Origin of the sequence: Amycolatopsis australiensis, from assembly GCF_900119165.1 — a bacterium.
GTDB lineage: Bacteria > Actinomycetota > Actinomycetes > Mycobacteriales > Pseudonocardiaceae > Amycolatopsis > Amycolatopsis australiensis.
The window spans coordinates 5,167,921-5,192,018 of record NZ_FPJG01000006.1 but is presented as its reverse complement, the minus strand read 5'-3'; the positions used below and the strand labels follow the sequence as shown (position 1 = coordinate 5,192,018).

The following is a 24,098-nucleotide window of genomic DNA, read 5'->3' as shown; positions in this document are numbered from 1 at the left end:
GCGGCCGCTCACAGCCGAGAGCGCCGCTCACAAGCGGCCGCAGGCGCCGCCGACAGCCGAGAGCAGTGCTCACCCGCCACGGAGAACTCGCGTCCCATCCGAGAACCAACTCGCCCGCCGAGCGAGCGCCGATCACATGCGGCCGAGCGAGCGCCGATCACATGCGAGAGCGCCGCTTACGCGCGACAGGCGCGTTGCGTCAGCCCAAGAGCCAGCTCCGCCACGGAGGCGAGCACCGACTCGAGGTGAGGGCGCCCGCTCGCGCGGTACGAGGAGGGGTCTCACCCCGCCCGGAAGCCAGCTCGCCCGCCGAGGCGAGCACCGATCAGACGCGAGAGCACCGCACAAGTGCTAGCCAATCAGCGCTCACAGGCGAGAGCACCGCTCTCGCGCAATGAGTGCCTCGCGCCCTCGCCCGGAACTCAGCTCACCGCCGAGGCAGGCGTCGCCCGGCGCGGGCGAGAGCGCTGCTCGCGAGCCGCCGCGCCCGGCGCCCACAGCAGAGAGCAGCGCTCACCCCAAAAGACGAGCGCCGCTTCGAGTCGAGAGCACTGCTCACTCGTAGATCACAAGCCACCCACGGGAGCGAGCACCGCTCACGGCAGTGAGCACTGATCACAGCGGCCACGGCGGGAATAACCGGCGGTCACAACTCGCGGACCTTGCCACCGTCGACCTCCAAGCGGCGCGTGACATGCACGGCGTCCAGCATCCGACGATCGTGGGTCACCAGCAGAAGCGTCCCCGGGTACGTGTCCAGCGCCGACTCGAGCTGCTCGATCGCCGGCAGGTCAAGGTGGTTGGTCGGCTCGTCGAGCACCAGCAGGTTCACCCCACGCGCCTGCAACAACGCCAACGCCGCACGCGTCCGCTCGCCCGGCGACAGCGTCGCAGCTGGACGCAACACGTGCGCCGCCTTCAGGCCGAACTTCGCCAGCAACGTCCGAACCTCCGCGTCGGCGAACTCCGGCACCTCCCGCGCGAACGCCTCAGCCAGCGGCACGTCACCGAGGAACAGCCGCCGGGCCTGATCGACCTCGCCGACCACCACGCCCGGACCCAGCGTCGCGCTGCCTTCATCGAGGACAGCTCGGCCCAGCATCGCCGCCAGGAGCGTCGACTTGCCCGAGCCGTTGGCGCCCGTGATCGCGACCTTGTCCGCCCAGTCGATCTGCAGGTCCACCGGCCCCAGCGTGAACCCGCCCCGCCGAACCACCGCACCGCGCAGGGTCGCGACCACCGCGCCCGCCCGTGGGGCCGCGGCGATCTCCATCCGCAGCTCCCACTCCTTGCGCGGCTCCTCGACGACCTCCAGCCGTTCGATCATCCGGTCCGTCTGCCGCGCCTTCGACGCCTGCTTCTCGGTCGCCTCCGTGCGAAACTTACGCGCCGCCTTGTCGTTGTCCGGCTGCTTCCGGCGGGCGTTCTTGACGCCCTTCTCCATCCACGCCCGCTGCATCCGGCCGCGCGCTTCGAGCGCGGACTTCGTGTCCGCGTACTCCTCGTACTGCTCCCGCGCGTGGCGCCGGGCGACCTCGCGCTCTTCCAGGTACGCCTCGTATCCGCCGCCGTAGACGTTCACCTGCTGCTGCACCAGATCCAGCTCGACGACGCGGTCGACCGTACGGGCCAGGAACTCCCGGTCGTGGCTCACCAGCACCGTCGCGGCCCGCAGGCCTGACACGAACCGCTCCAGCCGGGCCAGCCCGTCCAGGTCGAGGTCGTTGGTCGGCTCGTCGAGCAGGAAGACGTCGTAGCGGCTCAGCAGCAGCGACGCGAGCCCGGCCCGCGCGGCCTGGCCGCCCGACAGGGACGTCATCAGCTGGTCCAGATCGACCGCCAAGCCCAGGTCGTCCGCCACTTCGGCGGCGCGGTCGTCGAGGTCGGCGCCGCCGAGGGCGAGCCACCGGTCGAGCGCCGTGGCGTACCGGTCGTCCGCGCCCGCTTCGCCCGCCGTCAGCGCTTCGGTCGCCGCGTCGAGGTCGGCCTGGGCCGACGACACGCCGGTGCGCCGCGCCAGGAACGCCCGCACCGACTCGCCTTCGCGCCGTTCGGGCTCCTGGGGCAGGTGCCCGACGGTCGCCGTCGGCGGGTTCAGGCGGATCTCGCCGCCGTCCGGCTTGGCCAGCCCGGCCAGCGTCCGCAGCAGCGTCGACTTGCCGGCGCCGTTGGCGCCGACCAGGCCGACGACGTCGCCCGGCGCGACCACGAGGTCGAGGCCGGAGAAGAGGGTGCGGTCACCGTGGCCGGCGGCGAGGTCCTTCGCGACGAGGGTTGCGCTCATGAGGGAACCGAGTCTACGGGGCCGCCCCGAGGTGTCAGATCATGGTCAAAGCCACCGGCTGTGTGTGTCCGGTGGCGCTTTGATCACTGAGTGTGGGTACCCTGTTCGGTTGTCGCGACTCCCGAGCAGTGAGGCTGGTGAACACAGATGGGCGAACCCGCTCCCCCGGTCACCCTCGGCCGCCGGCCGAAACCGAGGGAAGGCCGCCCGTCCGCGCCGCGCCCCACGGTGAGCCGGCGCCGCGAGGTCAGCCACGCCAGCGCGCGGTCGCTGCTGATGACCGTGCTCGGCGAGTACGCGCTGCCCCGGGACAAGCCGGTGTGGACGTCGATGCTGGTCGAGGTGCTCGGCATCCTGGACGTCGAGGAGAAGTCGGCGCGGCAGGCGCTGGCCCGGTCCGCCGCCGAGGGCTGGGTGGTCTCCGAGCGCGTCGGGCGCCGCGTGCGCTGGTCGCTGACCCCGCCGGGGCGCCGTCTGCTCACCGAGGGCGCGGAACGGATCTACGCCTTCGGGCGCGAGGAACGCCGCTGGAACGGGCAGTGGCTGATGCTCATCGTCTCGGTGCCGGAGGCCAAGCGCGACCTGCGGCACCGCCTGCGCACGCGGCTGACCTGGGCGGGCTTCGGCTCGCCGGTCGCCGGTGTCTGGGTCAGCCCGGACCTGAGCCGGCAGCGGGAGGCGCAGCAGATCGTCAGCGAGCTGGGGCTCGACGCCCAGGCGATGTCCTTCACCGCCGCGTACGGCGAGGTCGGCGAGCAGGAGACCATGGTCGCCCGGTCGTGGGACCTGACCGAGCTGAAGGACCGCTACGAAGACTTCATCGACCGGTTCACCGGCCTGCACCCGACGGGTGGCCGGGCGGTGCTGCGGGCGCAGACCGAGCTGGTGCACGAGTGGCGGCGGTTCCCGTTCCTCGACCCGCAGCTGCCGGCCGAGCTGCTGCCCGCCAAGTGGAGCGGGACGAAGGCGGCGGAACTGTTCCATCACAAACACGTCGACTGGCGCCCCGAAGCCCAGCAGTATTGGGACGACATCGTCGCCGCCGAAGAAGCAGGGTGAACATGACTCAGCAGGTCCGCCTCGATCGTGACGGCGGGCTCGCCGTCCTGACCGTCGACGCTCCGCCGTTGAACCTCTACACGGCTTCGCTGCAGTCGGACCTGTCCGCCGCGATCGGCGCGCTGGAGGAAACGCCGGCGCGGGCGCTGCTCGTCCGCGCCGAGGGCAGGATCGTCAGCGGCGGCGTCGACGTCTCGCTGTTCGACGCCCAGGGCTCGGCCGCCGAGGCGAAGGTGCTCTTCGACGAGATGCTCGCGGTGCCGGACCGGATCGCCGCGCTGCCGTTCCCGACCGTGTTCGCCGCCCATGGCCTGTGCCTGACCTGGGCGTTCGAGGTCGCCGTGGCGTGCGACGTCATCCTCGCCGCGTCGCGCGCGAAGTTCGGGCTGGTCGAGAAGGTCGTCGGGCTGACGCCGACGATGGGCGGCACCCAGCGGCTCGCCGCGCGCGCCGGCGTCGGCCGCGCGAAGGAGTTCGTGATGACCGGCGACACCTACGACGCCGCGACGCTCGAGCGCTGGAACGTCGTGAACCGCGTCCTGCCCGACGAGGGTTTCGACGCCGCGGCGCGGGCTTTCGCGGCGAAGCTGGCCGAGGGGCCCACGCGCGCCCACGCGGCGACCAAACGCGTTCTCGACCACTTCTCCGCGGGCGGGGTTGCGGAGGCCAACGCGCACATCACGGCGATCGCGGCGGAGCTGTTCGAAACCGAAGATCTCCGCAACGCCGTGAAGTCCTTTCTCGCCGACGGGCCGGGGAAAGCGACCTTCTCGGGACGTTAACCGTCCGTTCGGCCACCGGTTGCCGCCGTTCGGGCGTGCGCGGCTCTCCCCGCACCGGGTTACATTCGATGTGGTCTAGACCACCTCGTCCCCGCATCGCGCCGCTTGGAGAACCGCCATGAGACGCACTCCCACCCGACTACGTTCCGCACTCGCCGCGTTGCTGATCGCGCTCGGCGGCACCGCGGCGCTCGCACCACCCGCCGCCGCGGCCGGTTCGCTCACCGCGACCCTGGCGATGAGCGGCACCACCGGCACCTACACCGTGACCAACAACGGCACCGCGTCCGTGAGCAACTGGGCCATCACCTTCACGCTGCCCGCCGGCGTCACCGCCAGTACCGGCGAGAACGGGACCGTGACGCAGAACGGCACCCAGGTCACGCTCACCCCGGCGTACTACATCGCGACGCTGGCGCCCGGCCGGAACACCTACCCGTACAGCCCGACGTTCCGGCTCAGCGCAGCCGCGACGCCGACGCAGTGCCGCGTCGACAACGCCAACTGCGACGGTTCACCGGACACTCCGCCGGGCGCGCCGGCGAACCTGCGCCTGGTCGCGAAGACGACCAAGACGGTCGCGTTGGCGTGGAACGCCTCGGCGGCCGGTTCGCTGCCGGTGACCGGCTACGACGTCTACCAGGGAACGTCACTGGCCGCCTCGGTGACCGGGACCAGCGCCACGATCAGCGGGCTCACGCCCGGCACGGCGTACTCGTTCACGGTGAAAGCCAAGGACGGCAAGGGGAACACCTCGCCGGCCAGCGCGGCCTTGGCCGTGACGACGAACAACCCGGCCGACGACACGCAGCCGCCGTCGGCGCCGAGCGGGTTGCGCTCGACCGGTGCCGACTCGGCCAGCGTCTCGCTCGCCTGGACGGCGTCGACCGACAACACCGGCGTGGTGAGCTACGACGTCTACCGCGGGTCGACGCTGGCCACCACGGTGACCACGACGTCCGCTGTCGTGAGTGGACTGTCACCGTCCACTTCGTACACTTTCACCGTACGGGCCCGCGACGGCTACGACAACGTGTCGGCGCCGAGCAACGCCGTGACCGCCAAGACCGGCGACATCGTGTCGGGCTACGCGAAAGTCGGCTACTTCGTGCAGTGGGGCATCTACGGGCGCCAGTACTTCGTGAAGAACCTCGAAACGACCGGCGCGGCGGCGAAGCTGACGCACCTGCTGTACGCGTTCGAGAACATCGATCCGGTGAACCTGACGTGCCTGTCCGGCGTCACGAAGGGCACGACGTCCAACCCCGAGGACCCGAACCAGGGTGACGGCGCGGGCGACGCCGAAGCCGACTACTCCCGGCCGTTCTCGGCGGCGCAGTCGGTGGACGGCGTGGCGGACACCGGCTGGGAGCCGTTGCGCGGCAACTTCAACCAGCTCAAGAAGCTCAAGGCCAAGCACCCCAACCTGAAGGTGCTGGTGTCGCTGGGCGGCTGGACGTACTCGAAGTACTTCTCCGACGTCGCGGCCACGGACGCCTCGCGCAAGAAGTTCGTCTCGTCGTGCATCGACACCTGGATCAAGGGCAACATCGCGTCCTACGGCGGCGCCGGCGGCCCGGGCACCGCGGCGGGCATCTTCGACGGCATCGACCTCGACTGGGAGTGGCCCGCCAGCGCCGACGGCCACCCGGGCAACCACTGGAGCCCCAGCGACAAGGACAACCTGACGGCGCTGCTGGCCGAGTTCCGCACGCAGCTCGACGGGTACGGCGCGACCACCGGCAAGCGCTACCAGCTGCACGCGTTCACCCCGGCGGACCCGAACAAGGTGGCGTCCGGGTGGGACCTGTCCCGCGTGTTCAACTACCTGGACGTCGCGAACGTGCAGGGGTACGACTTCCACGGCTCGGGCAGCGACAACTCGTGGGAGCCGAACCGCACCGGTCACCAGGGCAACCTGTACGCCGACGCGGACGACCCGTACGCGTTCCACTTCAGCGTGGAGAACGCGATCAACGCGTACACGAACGCGGGCGTCGATCCCCGGCGGCTGACGCTGGGCCTGGCGTTCTACGGCCGAGGCTGGCAGGGCGTCGCCGACGGCGGCAAGAACGGCGAGTGGCAATCGGCGAACGGCGCGGCACCGGGCCAGTTCGCGGAGGAAGCAGGCACGCGCGGCTACGCGAACCTCGTGGCGAGCGTCCCGGGCTGCACGGTGTACCACGACACGGCAGCGGTGGCGACATCGTGCTACACGGGCAACGGCGGCCAGTGGTGGACGTTCGACGACGCGTGGTCGATCGGGCAGAAGACGACGTGGCTCAAGTCGCGCGGCCTCCTCGGCGTGATGGCGTGGGAGATGTCGGGTGACACCGGGGTGCTGATGAACGCGGTCAGCAACGGCCTCGGCTGACGTTCGGGTTCGGCCCGCTGAACGGGTTCCGTTCGGCGGGCTGACCGTTTCGGCGGCCCCTTACGCGCCCGGGGTGGCTGACGCACACCCAGACGCTGACGCACGCAGTCAACCATGCTTGAGTGCCGGTTTGGCGTATTTTCGCAGGTCAGGGTATTGACGGGACCTGCTTGCAGAGCGTGTTGGCGGGCACGCTAGAGTACTTCTCACGCACTCGGCGAGTGCGGGTCCGGGCTGTGGCGCAGTTTGGTAGCGCACTTGACTGGGGGTCAAGGGGTCGCAGGTTCAAATCCTGTCAGCCCGACCGGACAGCGGGTTTCCGCAGCTCACAGCTGCGGAGGCCCGCTTTTTGCTGTGGTCGTGGGTGTCGATCCGGTCTAGCACAGCACTCGGTGACACCTTGACTCGAGCCTCTCCCGATGCCGACGAATTTGACCGAACAGGATCACGGCCCACCGCAAGTCGCTCGGCGCGGGGACCACGTACCACTTCGACGACGGCCGGCAGCTGGTCCGCGAAGTCGATCCGCTCGGCGCGACCACCCCGTACGAACGCGACGCCTACGGCCGCGTCACCGCGGAAACCGATCCGGAAGCCGCGCCCCGGCGATCGCCTAGGAGCGCACGTCGGTCACCTTCGCGACGCGGTCCCGCAATCCCGCTACCGCCAGCGTGCCCGCGACCGCCACTCCGGCGGCCACCAGCATCCCGGCCAGGAGCTTCGGTGGGTCGCTGGACAACGCCACCACCCCGATCACCGCCGTGCCGATCGCCGACCCCAGCTGAGGAGCCGTGTTCAGCAAGCCCGACGCGATCCCGCGGTGCTCGTCCCCGACCACCTCGGTGCCCGCGTGGGTCGCCGCCACCGAAGCCCCGCCCAGTCCGGCACCCGACAGCGCCAACGACGCCGTGAACAGCGCCGTCGATCCGGCCGCCACCGCTGCCGCGCCCACCAGCAACGCCGCCACCACGATGCCGAACCCGATGCCGGCGCACAACCTGGCGCCCCACCGGCTCAGCAATCGGGAAGCCGCTGCACTGCCGACGACCACACCCACGCTGAAGGGCGCGAACAGCACCCCGGTCAGCCCTGCCGGAAGTCCTTGCGCCGTCTGGAAGAACGCCGTTGCCACCACGCTCGCCGGGGTCGTCGCGCACGTCAGCGCGAACGCCGCCGCCAGCGCCGAGCAGAACCGCGCCGAACGGACGAGACGGCCCGGCAGCAGCGGGTTCGCCGACCGCAGCTCCACCACCGCGAACATCCCCAGCAGCAGCAGCGCCGACGGGGCCAGCACCACCGGGACCACGCCCGAAAGCGCCGCGATCCCGGCCAGGAGCGCGCCGGTGACCAGCACCGCTCCCGGCAGATCCAGGGGCGCGCGGCGGCCGCCGTCACCGCCACGGCCGGCGAGGCGGCTCGGGGCGAGCGCCAGGACCAGCACGCAGATCGGCACGTTGACCAGGAACATCGCCCGCCAGCCGAGACTCTGGACCAGCACGCCACCACACAGGAACCCCGCGGCGCCCCCGGCCGCCGCCGTCGCGGTCCACCAGCCCACCGCTTTCACCCGCTCCGGGCCCTCCTCGGTGAGAGCCAGCACCAACGCGAACGCCGACGGCACCACGAACGCGGCCGCGAGCCCCTGTGCGGCCCGTGCCAGGAGCACCACGAGCAGGGTGGGCGCGAGCCCGGCGGCCAGGCTGGCCACGGCGAAAGCCGCCACGCCGGCGAGGAAACTCCGGCGGTGCCCGAAACGGTCACCGAGGCGGCCGGCGGGGATCAGGAATCCGCCGAACAGGAGGGCGTACCCGCTGACCACCCACTGCGTGGCCGCGCCCGGAGCGCCCAGCCCCCGGCCGATCTCCGGCAGCCCGACCACCGCGATCGTCACGCCGAGGACGTCGACGAACTGCGCCAGGCACAGCAGCAGGACAGCCCCGCGTTCCCGCATCCGCTCACGCTCCTCCGGTGCTCATCGTGCGGGAGCGCAGTTGCTTCCGCCACTCTCGCCGGACGTACGGGAGCCCGTTGAGGTGCACCACCGGCACCGAGCCGTCGCGCCACGCCGTCGCGCCGAGCACTATCCGGTCGGTTCCGGCGTGCGGTCCCCACGGTGGCGCGCCGGGGCCGTACCGGTCTTCGCTGCGCCACACGGCCCGCTGGTGCGGCACCAGCACGGTCCGGCTGCCGTCGGTCGTCAGCTCCAGCGCCGGGCGGCCGGAGACGGTCAGCGGCGGCGCGCCCATGCGGACGTACTCGCCGTGCACCGCCTCGCTTTCGACGGCGAGACCGAGGGCCCGGCCGCGTCGATGCGGCCGAGACCGTCGAACAGGTCGCGGATCGCGCGGTAGCGCTGCTCACGCAGCTCTTCGCCGCGGTTGTCCAGCCACACGACGCCCCGCCCCGCCGCGGGATCGAGGACCAGCTTGGCCCACATCCCGCCGTAGAAGCCTTCGTGGCCGACCTGGCGGATGCCCTGCACTTCGGGCGACAGGTAGCAGCCGAGCCCGTAGCGCAGGTCGATGTCCAGCCGCGGGTCCGCGTGCGGCAGGTGCATCTGGCCGAGCTCGGCGCGGGCGCGGAGGTGGTGCGCGCCCAGCCGCGCCATGTCGAGCGCGGTCGAATAGCACAGCGACGACGGTTCGTGCTTGGTGCCGGCCTTGGCTCCGTGGTCGACGCGCAAACCGCCACCGTCGCCGGGGAGGTGGTGCTGGGCGAGGGGGTAGGTCATCGCGACCGCCGGGTCGTGGGTGCTGCGCGTCATGCCGAGGGGCCGGAACACCCTGTCCCGCACCAGGTCCGCGAACGGGGTGCCGGTGACCTCCTGCACGACGAGTCCCGCCAGGCTGACGCCCAGGTTGCTGTAGCCGTAGAACTCCCCGGCCCGGGCCAGCACCGGGGTGCGCGCGTAGTCGTGGCGCACCGCGGCGGCGAGGCCGCCGGGATCCCGGCTCAGCCCGTCGTGCAGCACCGCGTCCGGCAGCAGGCCGGACCGGTGGCTCAGCAGGTGGCGCAGGGTGGTGCCGTCGCTGCCGGACCCGGTCCGCCGGCGCAGTCCGCCGACGTAGCCGTCGATGGGGGCGTCCAGGTCGAGGACGCCGTCGGCGGCGAGCGACACGATCATCGTGGCAGTGACGAACTTCGCGATCGAATAGATCCGGAACACGGTGTCCGGCGTCATCGCGTGCTGCGTCTCGGCGCTGGTGACCCCGTCCGCGACCGCGGTTTCGGGGCCGGCGCCGGTGAAGGTGCACACCGCGACGCCGGGGACGTCGTGCTCGTCGCGGAAGCGCCGCAGGGTGCGGCGGACGACGTCGCTCACGAGACCACCGCCCCGCGGCGCAGCGCGGTCAGCGCGCTTTCCACCGACCCGGCCAGGAAGTCGGCGTCGGCGTCGGTCAGCTGCGGCGACAGCGGCAGGTTCACCAGCTGCCCGAACCAGACGCGCTCGGCGACCGGGACGGCCGCGGTGACCCGGGCGCGGCCGCGCCACTCGGGCAGCAGGTGGACCGGGAAGTACCGGAGCACCACTTCGATGCCGCGCCGCTCCAGCTCCCGGGCGAGGGCGTCGCGCGGGACGGCCGGGTCCTCGAGGAGAAAGGTGTGGAGGTGGTGGGCGTGCCGGTACCCCGGCGGGGTCTCGACGACCCGGATCCCCGGCACGGTCCGCAGGTGCGCGTCGACGCGCTCGGCGAGCGCCCGGCGCCGGGCCACCAGCCGGTCGAGGCGCCGCAGCTGGGAGCGGCCCATGGCGGCCGCCGGCTCGGCGAGCTGGGCGTTGAGGCCGCCGCTGCGGAGCCGGACGCAGTCGTGGGTGTAGGCGTTCTTCTCGTGGGTGACGAGCCGGGGCCGCCCGGTGGCGTCCGGGCCGTCCGGGCGCGGGACGAAGTCCGCGTCGGGGTTGATGGCACGCAGATCGCGCAGGCGGGCCGCGTAGCCCGCGTCGGCGGTGGTGATCATGCCGCCCTGGCCGAGGGTGCTGATGTTCTTGAGCGAGTGGAAGCTCCAGCAGCCGAGGTCCCCGAAGGTGCCGGCGCTGCGGCCGCCGGCGGCCGCGCCGAGGGCGTGGGCGCAGTCCTCCACCAGCGTGACCCCGGCTTCGCGGGTCACCGCGCGCAGCCGCTCGATCCCGCCGCAGAGCCCGCCGTAGTGCGTGGTGAACACCGCGCGGGTGCGGGGGCCGATCGCGCGCTCGACGGCGGCCGGGTCGAGGCAGAGCGTGTGGTCGTCGATGTCGGCGAAGCGGACGGTGACGTCGCGTTCGAGCAGGGGCGCGGCGGTCGCCTGGAAGGTCAGCGGCGTGGTGATCACCTCGTCGCCGGGGCCGAGGCCGAGGATCCGGGTGGCCAGCTCGAGCGCCATCGTGCAGCTGGAGACGGCCACGGCGTGCGGTGCGCCGGTGTAGGCGGCGAACTCGGCTTCGAACGCGGTGACCTCGCTGCCGTCGGAGAGGTGGCGGCCCGACGTGAGGACGGCGGTGACCGCGGCGACGTCGTCGCCGGTGACCCCGCTGCCCTGACCGTGCTGGGGGATGCGGTAGTGCGTCATGTGCGGCTCCTTTCAGCTCGCGACGGGCTGGCCGGGCTTGAAGATCGTCGGGACCGACGGCAGTTCCGGAGCCGGGCCGAGGTGGCCGGCCAGCGCCGAGATCCCCGCGTTCAGCGAAGTGGCCGGCGTGAAGCCCAGCGCGCGCAGCTTGGTGACGTCGGGGACGTGCCGGTAGGTGTCCTCGGAGATGCCGGTGTCCTCGACCAGGTCCACCGGGCGCCCGGTGGCCACCGCGATGGTTTCGGCGAGCCTGCGGAGGCTGCATTCGACGCCGGTGCCGAGGTTGTAGGCCTCCCCCGGTACGCCGTCGGCGGCCAGCACGCGCAGCGCGCGGACCAGATCGTGGACGTGGGTGAAGTCGCGGGTCTTCCGGTCGGCGTCGCCGACCGCGCGGACCGGCAGCCCGTTCAGGTGCCAGCGCAGGTACTGGGAGACCTCGCCACCGGCGGTGCGCGGGTCCTCGCCGGGCCCGTAGAGGGTGAACGCCCGCCCGATGACGGTCTCCAGCCCGAAGGTTTCGCCGAAGCTGCGCACGACGTGCTCCCCGGCCAGCTTGGAGGCGCCGTAGGGCAGGAACGGCGTGGTGGGGTGGGTTTCGGGCATCGGCACGACCAGCGGCCGGCCGTAGACCATCGCCGTGGACAGGTAGACCAGGCGCCGGACGCCGGTCTCGGCGGCCGCGGCGCACACGTTCGCGGTCCCCTGGGCGTTGATGCCGAAGTCCAGCAACGGGCGCCGCACGGACAGGGTGCCGCTGGGGTTGCCGGCCAGGTGGTAGACGAGGTCCGCGCCGGCGACGACGGCGCGCGCCTGTTCCGGGTCGCGCAGGTCGGCCTGGCGGTAGCTCCCGCGGTCGGCGGCCGGGACGGCGGCGGGCGCGGCGACGTCGGTGACGACGACGGTCTCGCCGCGTTCCCGCAGGAGCGCGGTCAGGGTCCGGCCGACGAAGCCGAGACCTCCGGTGACGAGGACGGTCCCCGACGGCATGGGTTCGGTGAGCATGACGGATTTCCCCTCAGTACATGGGCTCGTGAAGTGAGCGCCCAGGGCTCGAGCGCTGGAGTCGGACAGTCAGCTGGTGGCGACCAGCGTGACCCCGAGGCCGACGAGCGCGGTGCCGGTCACCCGGTCGAGGGCCCGGCGCGGGCCGCTGCGCCGCATCAGGCCGGACAGCCGGGCGGTGAGCAGCACGAACAGCGCCCACCAGAGCACGCCGAGGCCGATGTCCAGGGTCCCCAGGACGAGGACCTGCGCGGCGGCGGGACCCGCGGGGTCGAGGAACTGCGGCAGGACGCTGACGAAGAACAGCGCCGCCTTCGGGTTGAGCACGTTGGACAGGAACGCCTGCCGGAACACCCGCGCCGGACGGGCCTCGGTTTCCGGCTCTTCGCCCGGCTGTTCGGCGGGCCGGTCGTCGTGGCGCCGCCGCCACGACTGCCAGAGCGCCTGGCCCCCGAGGAACACCAGGTAGGCGGCGCCGACGAGCTTGAGGACGGTGAATGCGACGGGGCTGTGCAGCAGCGCGGTGGACACCCCGAGCGCGGCGGCGGCCATGTGCACGCACAGGCCGCACTGCACCCCGGCCGCGGCGAGGAACCCACGCCGCCGGGCGCGGGCGGAATAGCGGAGGATCACCATCCAGTCGGGGCCGGGGACGACGTAGGCCACCATGACGACCCCCGCGAACCCCAGCAGTGTCCCGATGCTCATGCTCCGCCCCTCCCCGTACCGGAATCGACACACTCGGTCACCGGCTACCCGGTCCCGTCGATCTCAATCCCGGGGGCCGGCAGCGGGAACCGGTACCGCACCTCGGGCTCGTGGTCCCCGCCGAGGTCGGCGCTCTCGAACAGCGTCGAGACCTCCGGAGCGCCGCCGTAGTGCCGGGCCAGCTTCCGGACCAGCATGACGACCGCCCGGTTGCCGGGGTTGACGGTCGTCTCGAAGAAGCGGGCACCGGTCCGCCGCGCGCGGTCGGCGACCTCGGTCATCATCGCGAACGCGAGGCCGGGCCGGGTGAGCGCGGGATCGACGGCCGACTGCCAGGCGAAGTAGGTGGCCGGATCCCGCGGCGGCCGGTACCCGGTGACGAACCCGGCCAGCCGGTTCCCCCGCACGGCCACGACCGAGGTGGCGGCGAAGTCGCGGCACCAGAGGAGGTAGGCGTACACGGAGTTGACGTCGAGCGGTGGCGACCGTACGACTAGCTGGTGGATGGCCACCGCGTCGGCGATGGTGGGCCGCCGCAGGCGGATGCCGGGCAGGGCGCGGGGTTCGGGGCCGTGCGTGGTGATGGACACGGCGGTCACCTCCTCGGGTCGTCGTCGGTGCGCGGATCGCCCGGCCGGGCCGGGCCACCGGGCGGCGCGTGAAAGTGCTGCGGCGCGCGGGCCTGCCGCCGCGCACGGTTCTCCGGGGCGCACTCGGTCGTGGCCACGGCGGTCACCTCCTCGGTTCGGGGCCACCGGCGAGCCGGGCCCGCATGCGCGCCGGCAGGCCGTCGGCCGCGTGGCCGGTGTTCCAGCCGGCCGCGCGCTCCAGGCCGCGGGCCAGTTCCTGCTCGTGGGGTGCTTCGAGCTGGCGCTTGAGCTCGGCGACGACCGCCGGGGGCTGGACGCGGACCCGCCCGGCGAACGCCGTCAGCTCGGCCGGGGTGCCGTTGACCAGGCCGATCCGGGCCGCCCGGGCGGCGCCGAGCCGGCCGCAGCCCAGGGCCAGCTCGCGGACCAGGCCCTCGCCGAGCAGGCGGGGCAGGCGCTGCAGGCCGCCGAGGTCGGCGACCAGCCCCAGTTCGGCCTCCGGCAGCGAAAACCACGTGCGGGCCGACGCGTACCGGACGTCGCACGCGCACACCAGCTCGAAGGCCGCCCCGGTGCACTCGCCGTCGATGTCCGCGATCACCGCGCGGCTGCTGCGGGCCAGCATGGTGATGGTGTCCTGCAGCCGCCGGGCGTCGGCGGCGAGCAGGTCGCCGACACGTCGGCCGCGGGCGGCGCGCCGCAGCCGCGTCAGGTACCAGCGCAGGTCCAGGCCCTGCGAAAACGTGCCGCCGTCGCCGGCCAGGACGATGCTGCCCGGCCGGCCGGTGGCCTCGGCGAGGTCCAGCAGCTCGGCGAGCTCGGTCCAGAACGTGCCGCCGAGGACGTTGCCCGCGCCGGTCCCCCGGATCGTCACGCGCAGGTCGCCGCCCGGTGGCCAGGTGACCCGGAGCGTCCGCCACTTCCGTGCGGCCGGATCCGCCGGCGCTTCGATCGCGACGCTCACCGGGCACCCGCCCGGTCGATGACGGCGGCGAGGTCGCCGACCCGTTCCAGGGTGTCGAGGTCGTCGTCCTCGACGACGCAGCCGAACCGGTCCTCCAGCTCCGACAGCAGGTCGACCACCTGGGCCGAGTTGAGCCCGAGGTCGTCCTCGAGCCGGGTCGCCGCGGTGATCCCGGCGGCCGGGGGTTCGTCGAGGTGCCGGCTGAGCAGGTCCGCCACCGCGGCCACTGATCCGGTCATGTCCACTGTTCTCCTTCGGTCAGTCGCCGGCGCCGGCCGTCACGAGGACGGCGCCGGTCAGGGCTTCGGCGGCTTCGTGCTCGCGGGCGGCGAGCTCGGTGAAGGCCGCGCGGACGAGCTCCGGCCGGGGACGTCCGCGCCACGCCGACGTCGCGGCGAAGCGCAGGGTCCGCGGCAGCTTTTCCCAGCACCGCACCGCTTCTGCGAGCGCGGCGCGCCGGCGCTCGCTCGTGGTGCGGAAGCCCAGGTGCCGGCCCAGCCGCCGGTGGCTGCACAGGTGGTGCTGGGCCGCGGCCCAGCAGTCGTCGACGACGTCGGGGTCCCGGACCAGCGCGTCGCTGCCGGCCAGGTGCGTGCCCAGCGCGTCGAGGGCTTCGACGGTCCCCGTCACCCAGGGCGCGGGCAGCGGGTTGGGGTGCACCGGCCGCGACTGCCGCCGCAGCAGCAGGTAGGGGCATCCGGCGGGAACCGGGTTCTCGAACCCGAACGCGAGCGTGTTGCGCAGGCGGTGCTTCGCCGGTTCGGGGCCGGTGCGCCGGGCGAGCCGGTCGAGGTCGGCCTCGGCGATCCACCCGGTGAACGGCTCCTGCCGGCGGCCCGACGTCATCAGGCCGGTGAACCGGTCCTCGACGTGCCACCTGTCGCCGTCGTGCCCGTCGACCAGCAGGAAGTGCGGAGCCGCCGTCCCTTCGCGCTGGGCCGCCCAGGGCAGCTGGGTGCTGTGCCCGACCACCAGCGCGCACCCGTGCCGGAGCAGTTCCCGGTCCAGGTCGGCGCGGAAGCCGGCGAAGCCGTCGTGACCGCGGTAGGTCAGGCGGGTGCCGTCACCCATCCGGTCGAGCGGGCGGTCGTGGTGCGAGACCGCGACCAGCCCGTCCGGCCGGCGCAGGTCGACGGCCAGCCGCACGGACACGGCGATCAGGTCCGCGGAACCCGGCGCGCCGTGGTGTTCCAGGTAGGCCGCCAGATTCGCGGTGTAGCAGCTCAAGCCGTCGGTCATCGCCCCTCCTCCGTCCGGTCGGTGAACGCGCAGCACAGCGCGGATGCGCTCTCGCGGCCGCGCAGCTGGGTCCACGTGAGGTCCTGCCAGCGGCCCGTCACGGCCGCCGCGGTGACCGGGATGCGCCAGGGCCGGCCCGCGATGCCCTGTCCCGTCGCCTTGACGCAGGCTTCCTGCGCCGCCCACACGCGGGCGAAGTCGCGCCCGCCCGCCGCCGGGTCGGCCGTCATCCGGCCGGCCTCGGCCGGGCAGCACCGGCGCAGCATCGCCGGCCCGGGCAGGCCCGCGTCCTGGACGTCCACCCCGACCGCCCGGCCGCGGCCTAGCGCCACGGCGACGACTTCGTCGGAATGGGCGAGGCTGACCCGCAGGCCCGGCCGTCCGGGCACCACCGGCGCGCCGCGGGCGGTCCGGGCCAGCGGGCTCGCCGGCCCACCGTCGACCTCGGTCACCAGGTGGGCGTAGAGCGCGCGAACGGCCAGGTATTCGCGGGCCCGGCGCGGCGCCAGGCCACGCGCCTCCCGCGTCGCCCACTCCGGCACCGGCAGCGCGGCCAGTGCTTCGTCGGCCGGCGCGGCCGCCAGGTGCACCCCGCCGGCGACTTCGACGGCGGTCACCGCACGGCCTTCAGCTCGCGCCGGTGCACCACGAGCGGGTCCCGGTCCTCCCGGATCTCCGTCCAGGTCGGCGCCCCGACCAGCAGCACGTGGTCGGCGTAGGGCAGCTCGTCGGCGAGCTCGCAGGTCAGTGCGGCGACCCCGCCGGTCGGCAGCGGCAGCCCGTCCACCTCGCGCAGGTCGGTGGCCGAGAAGCGCTCGGTCACCGGCAGCCGCGCGAAGTCGGCGCACAGCCGGGCCTGGGCCGAGCTGAGCACCGTGATCGCGAACCGGCCCGCCCGCCGGATCGCCGCCAGCGTCGCGCCACGGGCCAGCAGCGAGACGACCACCAGCGGCGGGGTGTCCGAAAGGGACATCATCGCGCTGACCGTGCACCCCGCGGGCCCCTCACCGTCCGAAGTGGACACGATGGTGGCGCCGGTCGGCCACTGCGCCATCAGGCTGCGGTGGGCCAGCTGGTCGCCGGTCAGCCCGGCCGGCGCGGTCACGGCCGTCCCGCCCACGCCAGCGTCACGTCCCGGTCCAGCAGGGCGATCGCCCCGTTGGCGTCGTAGAGCCGGTCGTTCGCGTAGTTCAGGCTCGCCGAGCGCAGGTCGCGGTGGACCCGCTCCAGCGGCAGCGCCGAGTCCCGCATGTACCCGTGCCGCAGGCCGGTGAGCTCGACGAGCTCGTCGACCACGGCGGAGCAGCGCTCGGCCGCGTGCACCTTCAGGCCGTTCAGCCGCAGCTGCACGGCCGGCGCTTCGGGGTCGGTTGCGTCGGCCGCGTCGCGGATCGCCTGCGCCAGCAGGGCCGCGACGGTGTCGAGGTCGAGCCGGGCCCGGGCCAGGCGCCGGCGCAGCAGCTCCGACGACGGGTCGAACGAGCCCCGGGTGCGCGGATCGCGGATCATCCCGAGGACCATGCTCAGCGCGCCGCGCGCGGCGCCGAGCCAGCAGGCGGCCCACCCGATGTGCCCGGCGGGCACGAAAGTGCGGGTGGCCACCGCGCGGAACCCGCCCGGAGCGCCGACGAGCTGGTCCGCCGGGACGTCGCCGGTGATCCGCAGCGGGACGCTGTGCGTGCCGCGCATGCCCATCGGGTTCCAGCCGCCGCGGCCGGGGGTGGCCGTGAGCTGACCGCGGTCGGCGTAGACGAGCGAGACGTCGTCGTGGCCGGCCTCGGGCGACGCGCGCATCGTGACGAGGAAGCCGTCGGCGACCGCGCCGCCGGTCACGATCGGGGCGTCGCGCTCGATGCGGAGCCGGTCGCCTTCGGGGCGCAGCGGCGCCTCGGCGGTGAGCAGGTGGCCGCCCTTGCCGCGTTCACTGGTGACCGAGGCGACGTAGACCTCGCCGCGGGCGATCCGCGGCAGCAGGTCCGCGCGCAGCCGCGGCCCGGCGTGCGCGGCGATCGCCGCGACCTGCTGGCCGTGCATCGCCCAGATCATCGCCGTCGACAGGCAGGCGCCGCCGAGCTCCGCTGCCGTGCGGGCCAGGTCGGCCAGGTCGCCGCCGAGGCCGCCGTGCTCGACCGGGACGAGCAGGCCCATCAGCCCGCTCTCCCGCAGCGCGTCGAGGGAGGCGACCGGGAACGTGGCACTGTCGTCGACCTCCCGCGCGTGCTCGGCGAGCACGTCCGCGACCCGGGCCGTGCGCTCGGCGAGCGTGGGCGCGGCGGTCGCGAGCGCCGTCACCGCGCACCCGCCGTCGTGTCCCGGGCCTGCCGGACACGGTCCAGCAGGGCCGCGCGGGTGGCGAACGTGTCATCGGTCATGGCCTCGTCGGGCAGTTCGACGCCGAACTCGTCCTCGAGGTCGAAGAGCAGGTCGATGGCGCGCATCGAGTTCAGGCCGAGGTCCTTGAGGCGGGCGTCGGCGGTCAGCTCCTGCTGCGGGCCGAGGTTCTTGAGGTACTTGCGCAGGATCGTGTCGAAGCGTTCGGTGTCCATGGTTTCGTCTCCTCAGAGCGGGTGGCGGGTCACGTGCAGGCGGGACGCGGAGTCCAGGCGGCCGCCGTCGACGACCGCCTCGGCGGGTGCGGGGTGGCCGAGGAACGCGAGCAGGCCCGCGGTCGGGCCGTAGGCGCCGGCGTTGGGCACGGCCACGAGGTCCCCGACCTCGGTGCGCGGCAGTCGGGCGCCGCGGGCGAGGACGTCCAGCGGGGTGCACAGCGGGCCGGCCACCGTCACCGGCTCGTCCTCGACCGGGCCGCCGGCCAGCACGCTGGCCGAGATCGACGGGATGCGGCGCAGGCCGGACATGCCCCCGAGGTGGTGCACGCCGGTGTCGAGCAGGACGTACCGGGTGCCCTTGGACTCCTTGACGTCGACGACCCGGCTGAGCAGCACCCCGCAGTCGCCGACGAGGTAGCGGCCGGACTCGAAGGACACGCGCGGCGTCCCGTCCCGCCACGCGGGCAGGCGGTCGTCGAGCAGGGTTTCCAGCGCCGCCGCGAGCCCGGTGAACCGCGGCCGTTCCCCCGCCCGGGCGTACGGCAGGCCGAACCCGCCGCCGAGGTCGATCTCGGTGAGGCCGGGGAAGAGCACGGCGAGCTTCTCCGCGATCCCGATGCCGACCTCGAACTGGGCCAGCAGGTCCTTCTCGTCGGTCAGGTTGGTGCCCATGTAGAGGTGCAGCCCGGTGACGGGGGCGTGCGCGAACCCGGTGAACCGCGGGGTCTCGGCCAGCACCCACGACAGGTCCGCGCCGAACTGCGACGACGTCCCCGTCATGCTGAGCCCCGCACCGGGCACCGGCTCGTCGGCGTTGACGCGCAACGCGCACCGCGCTTCGACGTCCGCTCGCCGGGCGAGGGCGTCGACGCGGGCGAGGTCCTCCGGCGAGTCGACCGAAAAGCGGGTGAGGCCACGGGAAAGGGCGTGCGTGACCGTCTCGGTGGACTTGGCCGGGCCGGTGAGCAGCAGGGCCGAGGGCGGCACGCCGGCGTCCAGTGCGGCGTCGATCTCCCCGGTCGAACTGACTTCGGCTTCGCAGCCGAGTTCGTGCAGCAGCGCGATGATCCGCGGGTGCGGGTTCGCCTTGACCGAGTAGTACACCGTGGACGGACTCGGCAACGCGGCGGTGAGGTCGGCGTGGGCGCGGCGGACGGCGTCGAGGTCGTAGACGAACGCGGGCGTGCCGTGGCGGGCCACGATCCGCTGGTGCAGCGGCGTGATCACAGGGCGGCCTCCAGGGCCCGCTTGTCGATCTTGCCGTTCACGCCGTGCGGCAGCGCGCCGACGACCTCGACGCGGTCGGGGATCTTGTGCGGCTCGAGGCGTTCGGCGAGCCCTTCGCGCAGCTGCGCGGCGTCGAGCTCGCCGGTGACCGCGAGCACGGCGGGACGGTCGCCGGCGGGCGGGAGCACCGCGGCCTCGGTGACGCCGTCGACGTCGGCCGCGGCGCCCTCCACCTCGACCGCGCTGACCCGGAACCCGTCCTGCTTGTAGAGGTCGTCGTCGCGGCCCGCGAAATACAAGTTGCCGTCTTCGTCGACCTTCCCGCGGTCGCCGGTCAGCAGGGTGGCGCGGCCGTAGGCGTCCCGCGGGAAGCGGTGCGCGGTCAGCTCGGGCGCGCGCCAGTAGCCGGCCATCACGTTCGGCCCGCGGACGGCGAACTGGCCGACCTGGCCGGGCGGGAGCTCGGCGCCGTGCTCGTCGAGGACGAGGACCTCGGTACCGGGCAGCGGCCGCCCGGCCGAGCCGGGCCGGGTCAGGTAGGCGTTCGGGTCCTCGATGGACACCCGCTTGCATTCGGTGAGGCCGTACATGGCCACGACGTCCAGGTCCGGCGAGAGCTCGCGCAACCTGGCCGACAACGCGGCCGGCAGCGCCGCGCCGGTGTTGGTGACCAGGCGCAGCGAGGCCGGGAAGCGGCCGGCCCGGGCGGCGAGCCGGGCCAGGGTGGCGCCGAGGCCGGGCACGAGCGGCAGCACGGTCACCGCCTCGCGCTCCACAGTGGACAGCAGAGCCGGCCCGGCCGCGCCCTCGTCGCCGAGCACCAGGCAGGCGCCCGCTTCGGCGGCGAGGAACGCCTGGTAGAGCCCGTAGTCGAAGGACAGCGGCAGGCAGCAGAGCACGCGGTCGCCCGCCCGGTAGCCCAGCCGTTCCGCGATGGCGGACACCGCGAACAGCACCTGCTCGTGGGTCGAGACCACGGCCTTGGGCATCGCGGTGCTGCCGGAGGTGTAGATCAGGCTGAGGATGTCGACGCCGGCCGCGCGGGACGCGGGGACCTCGGCCGTCCCGGTCGCCGGGAGTTCGCTCAGCTTGTGCACCTTCGCCGTGCTGCGGGAGACGGTCTCGGCCGCGGAGTCGGCGGCCAGCACCAGCGCGGGTTCGCTGTCGGCGAGGATGTGGTCGAGGTGGAACGGCCGGATCCGGTCGCTGACGACGACGTAGACCGCGCCGAGCCGGGACACCGCGTACAGCAGCGCGACGGTGTCGGGCGCGTGCGGTGCGGCGACGAGGACGCGGTCCCCGCGGCCGACGCCCCGGCCGGCCAGCCAGGCGGCGAGCGTGTGCGAGCGGCGGCGGAGGTCGGCGTAGGTCCAGCGCAGGTCGTCGCGGGCGAGCGCCGGGGCGTCCGGCGTGGCCGCCGTGCGCCGGTCGAGCAGTTCGTGCAGCAACCGCGGGGTCACGGGTGTGCTCCTTCCGGGTGGGCGGCGGCGAGCAGCGACCGCAGGGTGGTGAGGGTTTCGAACGACTCGGGCACGATCTGCGCGGCCGGGACCTCGACGCCGTGGTCGTCTTCGAGGCGTTCGAGGACCGAGACGATGGCGATCGAGTCGAAGCCGGGCAGGTCGAACAGGGACTCGGCCGCCAGCACGTCGGCGGCGGGCACGCCGAGCACGTCGGCGACCGTCCGGGCGATGGCGTCGGTCATCGCGGGCCTCCGGCCACACCGAGCGCCTCGGCCAGCGCTCGCTTCGCCGTCTTGCCGGTGCTCGTGGTGGGCAACGCCGTCAGGACGTGGACGCGGTTCGGCACCATGTAGTGCGGCAGCCGGGCGCGGCAGTGGCGGAGCAGGTCCGCGGGCAGCGCGTCGCCGTCGGTGCCCGGGCGCGGGACCACCGCGGCCTCCAGCCGGTGCGTCGTGGCCGGGTCCGGGATCGCCACGACCGCGACGCCGTCCACCCCCGGGTGCGCGGCGAGGTGGGCTTCGATGTCGCCCAGCTCGACGCGGTACCCGCGGGTTTTCACGAGCCCGTCGGCGCGGCCGAGCAGCTGCAGCGAGCCGTCGGCGGCACGGCGGGCGATGTCGCCGGTGCGGTAGAACCGCCGGTGTCCGGAGTGGACGATCGCGGCCGCCGTCAGGTCCGGCCGCCCCAGGTAGCCGGGCGTCACGCAGTCGCCCGCGACGACCAGTTCCCCTTCGCCTTCGCCGTCGAGGCGGATCCGGCCGCCGGGGTCGCGCAGGCCGATCACGGCGCCGGTGACCGGCCGGCCGATCGGCAGCCGCGAGTCCGGTTCCGGCGGCCCGGGCAGCCGGTGGGCGGTGACGACGTTCGTCTCGATGGGCCCGTACAGGTTGGCCGCGGCCGCGCCGGGGACGAGCGCCATCAGCTCGGCGAGCGCGGCCGTCCGGAACTCCTCGCCGGCGAACAGGATCTGCCGCAGTGCCGGGAGGTCGCCGGCGGCCAGTCCGCCGCGGCGGGCGAGCGCGGCCAGCGCCGTCGGCACCGCGTAGAGGCTCGTGATGCGGCGTTCGCGCAGCAGGCGGCCCAGCGCCGCCGGGAAGAGCGCGGTGCGCTCGGGCACCAAGTGCAGCTCGGCGCCGCCGCGCAACCCGGCGTAGAGGTCGTAGACCGGCAGGTCGAAGTGCAGCGGCGCGTGCACCGCGACCCGGTCGTCCGCGGTGAGCGGGAATTCGGCGGCGGCCCAGCCGGTGAACGCCGCCGCGTTCCGGTGGGTGATGACGACGCCCTTCGGGGTGCCGGTCGACCCGGACGTGTAGAGCACGTACGCCTCGTCGTCCGGCCGCACCGGCGCCGGTTCGCCGTCCGGTTCGTCCAGCAGCGCGCCGAGGTCGAGATCCTCGGCGTCGAGCAGCACGGAGCAGCCGGCGTCGGCGAGAACGAAGTCGTGGCGTTCCCGCGGGTGAGCGGGATCGATCGGGACGTAGGCGCGGCCGGCCCGCAGGCACGCCAGGAAGGCGGCGACCGTGCCGATCCGCTTGCGGCTCACCACGGCCACGCGGCCGGACCCGTCGCCGAGCCGCCGGGCGAGCGCGGCCGCGACGTGGCTCAGCGCGCCGTAGGTGATCGACCCGCCGTCGTCTTCGACGAGGGCCACGGCGCCGGGCGTGCGCCGGGCCTGAGCGAAGAAGTGCTGGTGGGTGAGCATCAAGCGCTTCCTTCCGGATGGTCCAGGGAGGTTCGGGCCAGCTCGGCTTCGGCGGTCAGCGCGGCTTCGAGCGCCGCGTGCACCGCCGGCGGCGCCGCGCGGCCGGCTTCGACGCGGCGGATCGCGACGTACGCGATTTCCTGCAGCTTCTGCCAGCGCGGGAGGACGGTCTCGTCGAAGGCGCGGGAGAAGCCGGGCGCCGGAGTGCCGGGCAGTTCCCGCAGCCACAGGGCGTGCAGCTGCCGGTCGCGGGTGATCAGCCAGCTCTGCAGGGCCAGCCGGTGCAGCGCCGCCGCGTCGGGGTCGCGGTACTGACCGGCGAAGGCGGCCATCGTGCCGTCGGCGTGGGAGGCGAGGACGGCTTCGCAGTTGGCCCGGACCTCGCGCTCCGGGTCCAGCGGCTCGGCCGGGCCGCACGGCTCGAGCACGCCCCAGGCGCCCCGGTCGAGCGCGTGCCCGAGGTCCCCGAGGGTGATCTTGGTCGTCGTCGGGCTCGCCTGGCCCCACCGGGTCCGGTTTTCGTAGGGATCGACGACGTGCAGCAAGGCTTCCCGGCCTCCTTCCACGCCCTCGACGACGAATCCGTGTTCCATGTGTTCTTTTCCGAAATACGGCAGCCAGGGCAGGAAATAGGCGTCCGCCGTGACGGCGACCGCATTGCCACAGCCGATCTCGTGCCGCCACGATTCGACGCATTCCGCGACCGGGCCGATCGGCGACCATTTCGGCCGGAGCCCGGCGAACCGGGCGACCGAGCGATCCCGCGCCCGCGGCGGCAGATCCGGCTCCAGCACCCCGCCGGTGCCGCCGACGACCCGGAATGCCCACTGGTAGACAAAAGGAGTGCGGACGTCGGCCACACCGGCGTGGGCCAGCAGGAGAGCCACGACGTCGGACACGCAATCCATGTAAGCGGAATCGATCCGGTCCATGAGGTGTGCACAGGAAACGAAGGCGTGACGACCCGTCACAATGCCCCCAGCAGATAGTGATGGACATTTTGTCGCAATGATTGATTCATCACCGTCGAAGCGGCGTGTAATTACTTTGTACCGCATCCAAAATCGTCGGGCAACGCAACGCGGTGATCAATGGGGCGGCCGAAACCACGGTGGTTAACCATTTCCCCGCGCCGGCAAACCCGGGCGATCGCAGCAATCAGTGCGGCGAACGGAGCAAATCGGAGCGTCCGTTCGGCCCGGCCACCCGGATCAGTTCACCCGGTCGGCGCACCGGAGTCCCGGAGCACCGTCTCAGCGGGTGGTATGGCGACGGCATCCGGCAGCCATCGCCCGCCGCCTCGACCGATACCCGCTCCGGCCGGACCTCTACTACGACCAGCCCGAGGCCCCCGGTGCACTCTTGCGCCTCGACGAGGCACCCGGCACCGCGATACCACACGCTTCGGCGAACCCCGCGGCCGCTGGTGGCACTTTTGCGCCGCGCTACCCGCCGGGGCCTGGGTACCGTGTCTCGCCGATCGAGGACCCGCAGTCCCTCCAGGTGTGCGAACGCCTGCAAGCCCCCCGGGGGCCCCACCCGCACGAACGCGCTGGCTGGTCGAACTTTTGCTGCGCAAGCGAAGGGGCTCGGTCAGGTCTCCGTTC

24 protein-coding genes and 1 tRNA gene are annotated in these 24,098 nt (G+C 73.4%); 4 read left to right on the top strand and 21 right to left on the bottom strand.

Translation table 11 applies throughout. The annotated features are described in order from the left end of the window. Positions 1–646: 646 nt before the first annotated feature. On the bottom strand, positions 647–2,284 hold the full coding sequence (locus tag BT341_RS25640) for an ABC-F family ATP-binding cassette domain-containing protein (RefSeq protein ID WP_072478705.1): 1,638 nt from the start codon (positions 2,282–2,284) through the stop codon (positions 647–649). A 147-nt stretch (positions 2,285–2,431) separates the two neighbouring features. Between BT341_RS25640 and BT341_RS25635 the strand changes: the two genes are divergently transcribed. The 4 genes from BT341_RS25635 to BT341_RS25620 all read left to right on the top strand — a co-directional run bounded on the left by BT341_RS25635 (position 2,432) and on the right by BT341_RS25620 (position 6,803). Next, entirely contained in the window at positions 2,432–3,343 is a 912-nt protein-coding gene (locus tag BT341_RS25635; RefSeq protein WP_072478704.1) for a PaaX family transcriptional regulator, read from the top strand. 2 nt (positions 3,344–3,345) lie between these two features. Continuing rightward, complete coding sequence (locus BT341_RS25630) at positions 3,346–4,125, top strand: enoyl-CoA hydratase/isomerase family protein (RefSeq protein ID WP_072478703.1); 780 nt, start codon at positions 3,346–3,348, stop codon at positions 4,123–4,125. A gap of 160 nt (positions 4,126–4,285) precedes the next feature. Beyond that, positions 4,286–6,499, top strand: coding sequence for a glycosyl hydrolase family 18 protein (locus BT341_RS25625; protein ID WP_072478702.1), 2,214 nt, complete (start codon positions 4,286–4,288; stop codon positions 6,497–6,499). A 230-nt stretch (positions 6,500–6,729) separates the two neighbouring features. Then, positions 6,730–6,803, top strand: a tRNA-Pro gene (locus BT341_RS25620). Positions 6,804–7,112: 309 nt separating this feature from the next. Here BT341_RS25620 and BT341_RS25610 read toward each other — a convergent pair. The 20 genes from BT341_RS25610 to BT341_RS45485 all read right to left on the bottom strand — a co-directional run bounded on the left by BT341_RS25610 (position 7,113) and on the right by BT341_RS45485 (position 23,390). Continuing rightward, entirely contained in the window at positions 7,113–8,450 is a 1,338-nt protein-coding gene (locus BT341_RS25610; protein ID WP_072478701.1) for an MFS transporter, read from the bottom strand. Positions 8,451–8,454: 4 nt separating this feature from the next. Next, the gene (locus BT341_RS25605; RefSeq protein WP_143168647.1) at positions 8,455–8,745 is read right to left on the bottom strand and encodes a hypothetical protein; all 291 of its coding nucleotides are present in this window, start codon (positions 8,743–8,745) and stop codon (positions 8,455–8,457) included. Further along, the gene (locus BT341_RS25600; RefSeq protein WP_072478699.1) at positions 8,727–9,821 is read right to left on the bottom strand and encodes a serine hydrolase domain-containing protein; all 1,095 of its coding nucleotides are present in this window, start codon (positions 9,819–9,821) and stop codon (positions 8,727–8,729) included. The genes BT341_RS25605 and BT341_RS25600 overlap by 19 nt, the downstream gene beginning before the upstream one ends. After that, on the bottom strand, positions 9,818–11,047 hold the full coding sequence (locus BT341_RS25595) for a DegT/DnrJ/EryC1/StrS family aminotransferase (protein ID WP_072478698.1): 1,230 nt from the start codon (positions 11,045–11,047) through the stop codon (positions 9,818–9,820). The genes BT341_RS25600 and BT341_RS25595 overlap by 4 nt, the downstream gene beginning before the upstream one ends. A gap of 12 nt (positions 11,048–11,059) precedes the next feature. Continuing rightward, positions 11,060–12,049, bottom strand: a complete 990-nt coding sequence (locus tag BT341_RS25590; RefSeq protein ID WP_218177775.1) for an NAD-dependent epimerase/dehydratase family protein — start codon at positions 12,047–12,049, stop codon at positions 11,060–11,062. A gap of 69 nt (positions 12,050–12,118) precedes the next feature. Continuing rightward, positions 12,119–12,757, bottom strand: a complete 639-nt coding sequence (locus BT341_RS25585) for a LysE family translocator (RefSeq protein ID WP_072478697.1) — start codon at positions 12,755–12,757, stop codon at positions 12,119–12,121. A gap of 44 nt (positions 12,758–12,801) precedes the next feature. Next, positions 12,802–13,347: a diaminobutyrate acetyltransferase gene (gene ectA / locus BT341_RS25580; RefSeq protein ID WP_218177774.1), complete on the bottom strand. Its 546-nt coding sequence runs from the start codon at positions 13,345–13,347 to the stop codon at positions 12,802–12,804. A gap of 5 nt (positions 13,348–13,352) precedes the next feature. Further along, entirely contained in the window at positions 13,353–13,484 is a 132-nt protein-coding gene (locus tag BT341_RS47385) for a hypothetical protein (RefSeq protein ID WP_281256007.1), read from the bottom strand. Positions 13,485–13,489: 5 nt separating this feature from the next. Next, complete coding sequence (locus BT341_RS25575; RefSeq protein ID WP_072478696.1) at positions 13,490–14,311, bottom strand: enoyl-CoA hydratase-related protein; 822 nt, start codon at positions 14,309–14,311, stop codon at positions 13,490–13,492. Further along, positions 14,308–14,550: an acyl carrier protein gene (locus BT341_RS25570; protein WP_084742995.1), complete on the bottom strand. Its 243-nt coding sequence runs from the start codon at positions 14,548–14,550 to the stop codon at positions 14,308–14,310. Before BT341_RS25570 ends, BT341_RS25575 begins: the two co-directional genes overlap by 4 nt. A 19-nt stretch (positions 14,551–14,569) precedes the next feature. After that, complete coding sequence (locus tag BT341_RS25565) at positions 14,570–15,550, bottom strand: hypothetical protein (RefSeq protein WP_084742994.1); 981 nt, start codon at positions 15,548–15,550, stop codon at positions 14,570–14,572. Then, positions 15,547–16,167, bottom strand: coding sequence for a 4'-phosphopantetheinyl transferase family protein (locus BT341_RS25560; protein ID WP_072478694.1), 621 nt, complete (start codon positions 16,165–16,167; stop codon positions 15,547–15,549). Before BT341_RS25560 ends, BT341_RS25565 begins: the two co-directional genes overlap by 4 nt. Beyond that, complete coding sequence (locus tag BT341_RS25555) at positions 16,164–16,670, bottom strand: flavin reductase family protein (RefSeq protein WP_072478693.1); 507 nt, start codon at positions 16,668–16,670, stop codon at positions 16,164–16,166. The genes BT341_RS25560 and BT341_RS25555 overlap by 4 nt, the downstream gene beginning before the upstream one ends. After that, positions 16,652–17,842, bottom strand: coding sequence for an acyl-CoA dehydrogenase family protein (locus tag BT341_RS25550; protein ID WP_072478692.1), 1,191 nt, complete (start codon positions 17,840–17,842; stop codon positions 16,652–16,654). The genes BT341_RS25555 and BT341_RS25550 overlap by 19 nt, the downstream gene beginning before the upstream one ends. Further along, positions 17,839–18,096, bottom strand: coding sequence for a phosphopantetheine-binding protein (locus BT341_RS25545; protein WP_072478691.1), 258 nt, complete (start codon positions 18,094–18,096; stop codon positions 17,839–17,841). Before BT341_RS25545 ends, BT341_RS25550 begins: the two co-directional genes overlap by 4 nt. 12 nt (positions 18,097–18,108) lie before the next feature. Next, entirely contained in the window at positions 18,109–19,326 is a 1,218-nt protein-coding gene (locus BT341_RS25540) for a type III PLP-dependent enzyme domain-containing protein (protein WP_245805100.1), read from the bottom strand. Beyond that, on the bottom strand, positions 19,323–20,786 hold the full coding sequence (locus BT341_RS25535; protein ID WP_072478690.1) for a class I adenylate-forming enzyme family protein: 1,464 nt from the start codon (positions 20,784–20,786) through the stop codon (positions 19,323–19,325). The genes BT341_RS25540 and BT341_RS25535 overlap by 4 nt, the downstream gene beginning before the upstream one ends. Beyond that, a complete protein-coding gene (locus BT341_RS25530; protein WP_072478689.1) occupies positions 20,783–21,031 on the bottom strand; it encodes an acyl carrier protein in 249 nt (82 codons plus the stop codon). The genes BT341_RS25535 and BT341_RS25530 overlap by 4 nt, the downstream gene beginning before the upstream one ends. Continuing rightward, positions 21,028–22,491: an amino acid adenylation domain-containing protein gene (locus tag BT341_RS45490; protein ID WP_072478688.1), complete on the bottom strand. Its 1,464-nt coding sequence runs from the start codon at positions 22,489–22,491 to the stop codon at positions 21,028–21,030. Before BT341_RS45490 ends, BT341_RS25530 begins: the two co-directional genes overlap by 4 nt. Next, on the bottom strand, positions 22,491–23,390 hold the full coding sequence (locus tag BT341_RS45485) for a hypothetical protein (protein WP_177328894.1): 900 nt from the start codon (positions 23,388–23,390) through the stop codon (positions 22,491–22,493). The genes BT341_RS45490 and BT341_RS45485 overlap by 1 nt, the downstream gene beginning before the upstream one ends. Between the last annotated feature and the right edge of the window lie 708 nt (positions 23,391–24,098).

What these genes read in the sequence shown, in the direction of transcription:
- BT341_RS25545 (WP_072478691.1), bottom strand. Translation starts at nt 18,096, where the DNA reads ATGGACACCGAACGCTTCGACACGATCCTGCGCAAGTACCTCAAGAAC.
- BT341_RS25585 (WP_072478697.1), bottom strand. Translation starts at nt 12,757, where the DNA reads ATGAGCATCGGGACACTGCTGGGGTTCGCGGGGGTCGTCATGGTGGCC.
- BT341_RS25635 (WP_072478704.1), top strand. Translation starts at nt 2,432, where the DNA reads ATGGGCGAACCCGCTCCCCCGGTCACCCTCGGCCGCCGGCCGAAACCG.
- BT341_RS25630 (WP_072478703.1), top strand. Translation starts at nt 3,346, where the DNA reads ATGACTCAGCAGGTCCGCCTCGATCGTGACGGCGGGCTCGCCGTCCTG.
- BT341_RS25640 (WP_072478705.1), bottom strand. Translation starts at nt 2,284, where the DNA reads ATGAGCGCAACCCTCGTCGCGAAGGACCTCGCCGCCGGCCACGGTGAC.
- BT341_RS25590 (WP_218177775.1), bottom strand. Translation starts at nt 12,049, where the DNA reads ATGCTCACCGAACCCATGCCGTCGGGGACCGTCCTCGTCACCGGAGGT.
- BT341_RS25610 (WP_072478701.1), bottom strand. Translation starts at nt 8,450, where the DNA reads ATGCGGGAACGCGGGGCTGTCCTGCTGCTGTGCCTGGCGCAGTTCGTC.
- BT341_RS25530 (WP_072478689.1), bottom strand. Translation starts at nt 21,031, where the DNA reads ATGACCGACGCCATCGCCCGGACGGTCGCCGACGTGCTCGGCGTGCCC.
- BT341_RS25595 (WP_072478698.1), bottom strand. Translation starts at nt 11,047, where the DNA reads ATGACGCACTACCGCATCCCCCAGCACGGTCAGGGCAGCGGGGTCACC.
- BT341_RS25570 (WP_084742995.1), bottom strand. Translation starts at nt 14,550, where the DNA reads ATGACCGGATCAGTGGCCGCGGTGGCGGACCTGCTCAGCCGGCACCTC.
- BT341_RS25565 (WP_084742994.1), bottom strand. Translation starts at nt 15,550, where the DNA reads ATGACCGACGGCTTGAGCTGCTACACCGCGAATCTGGCGGCCTACCTG.
- BT341_RS25605 (WP_143168647.1), bottom strand. Translation starts at nt 8,745, where the DNA reads ATGGGCGCGCCGCCGCTGACCGTCTCCGGCCGCCCGGCGCTGGAGCTG.
- BT341_RS45490 (WP_072478688.1), bottom strand. Translation starts at nt 22,491, where the DNA reads ATGCTCACCCACCAGCACTTCTTCGCTCAGGCCCGGCGCACGCCCGGC.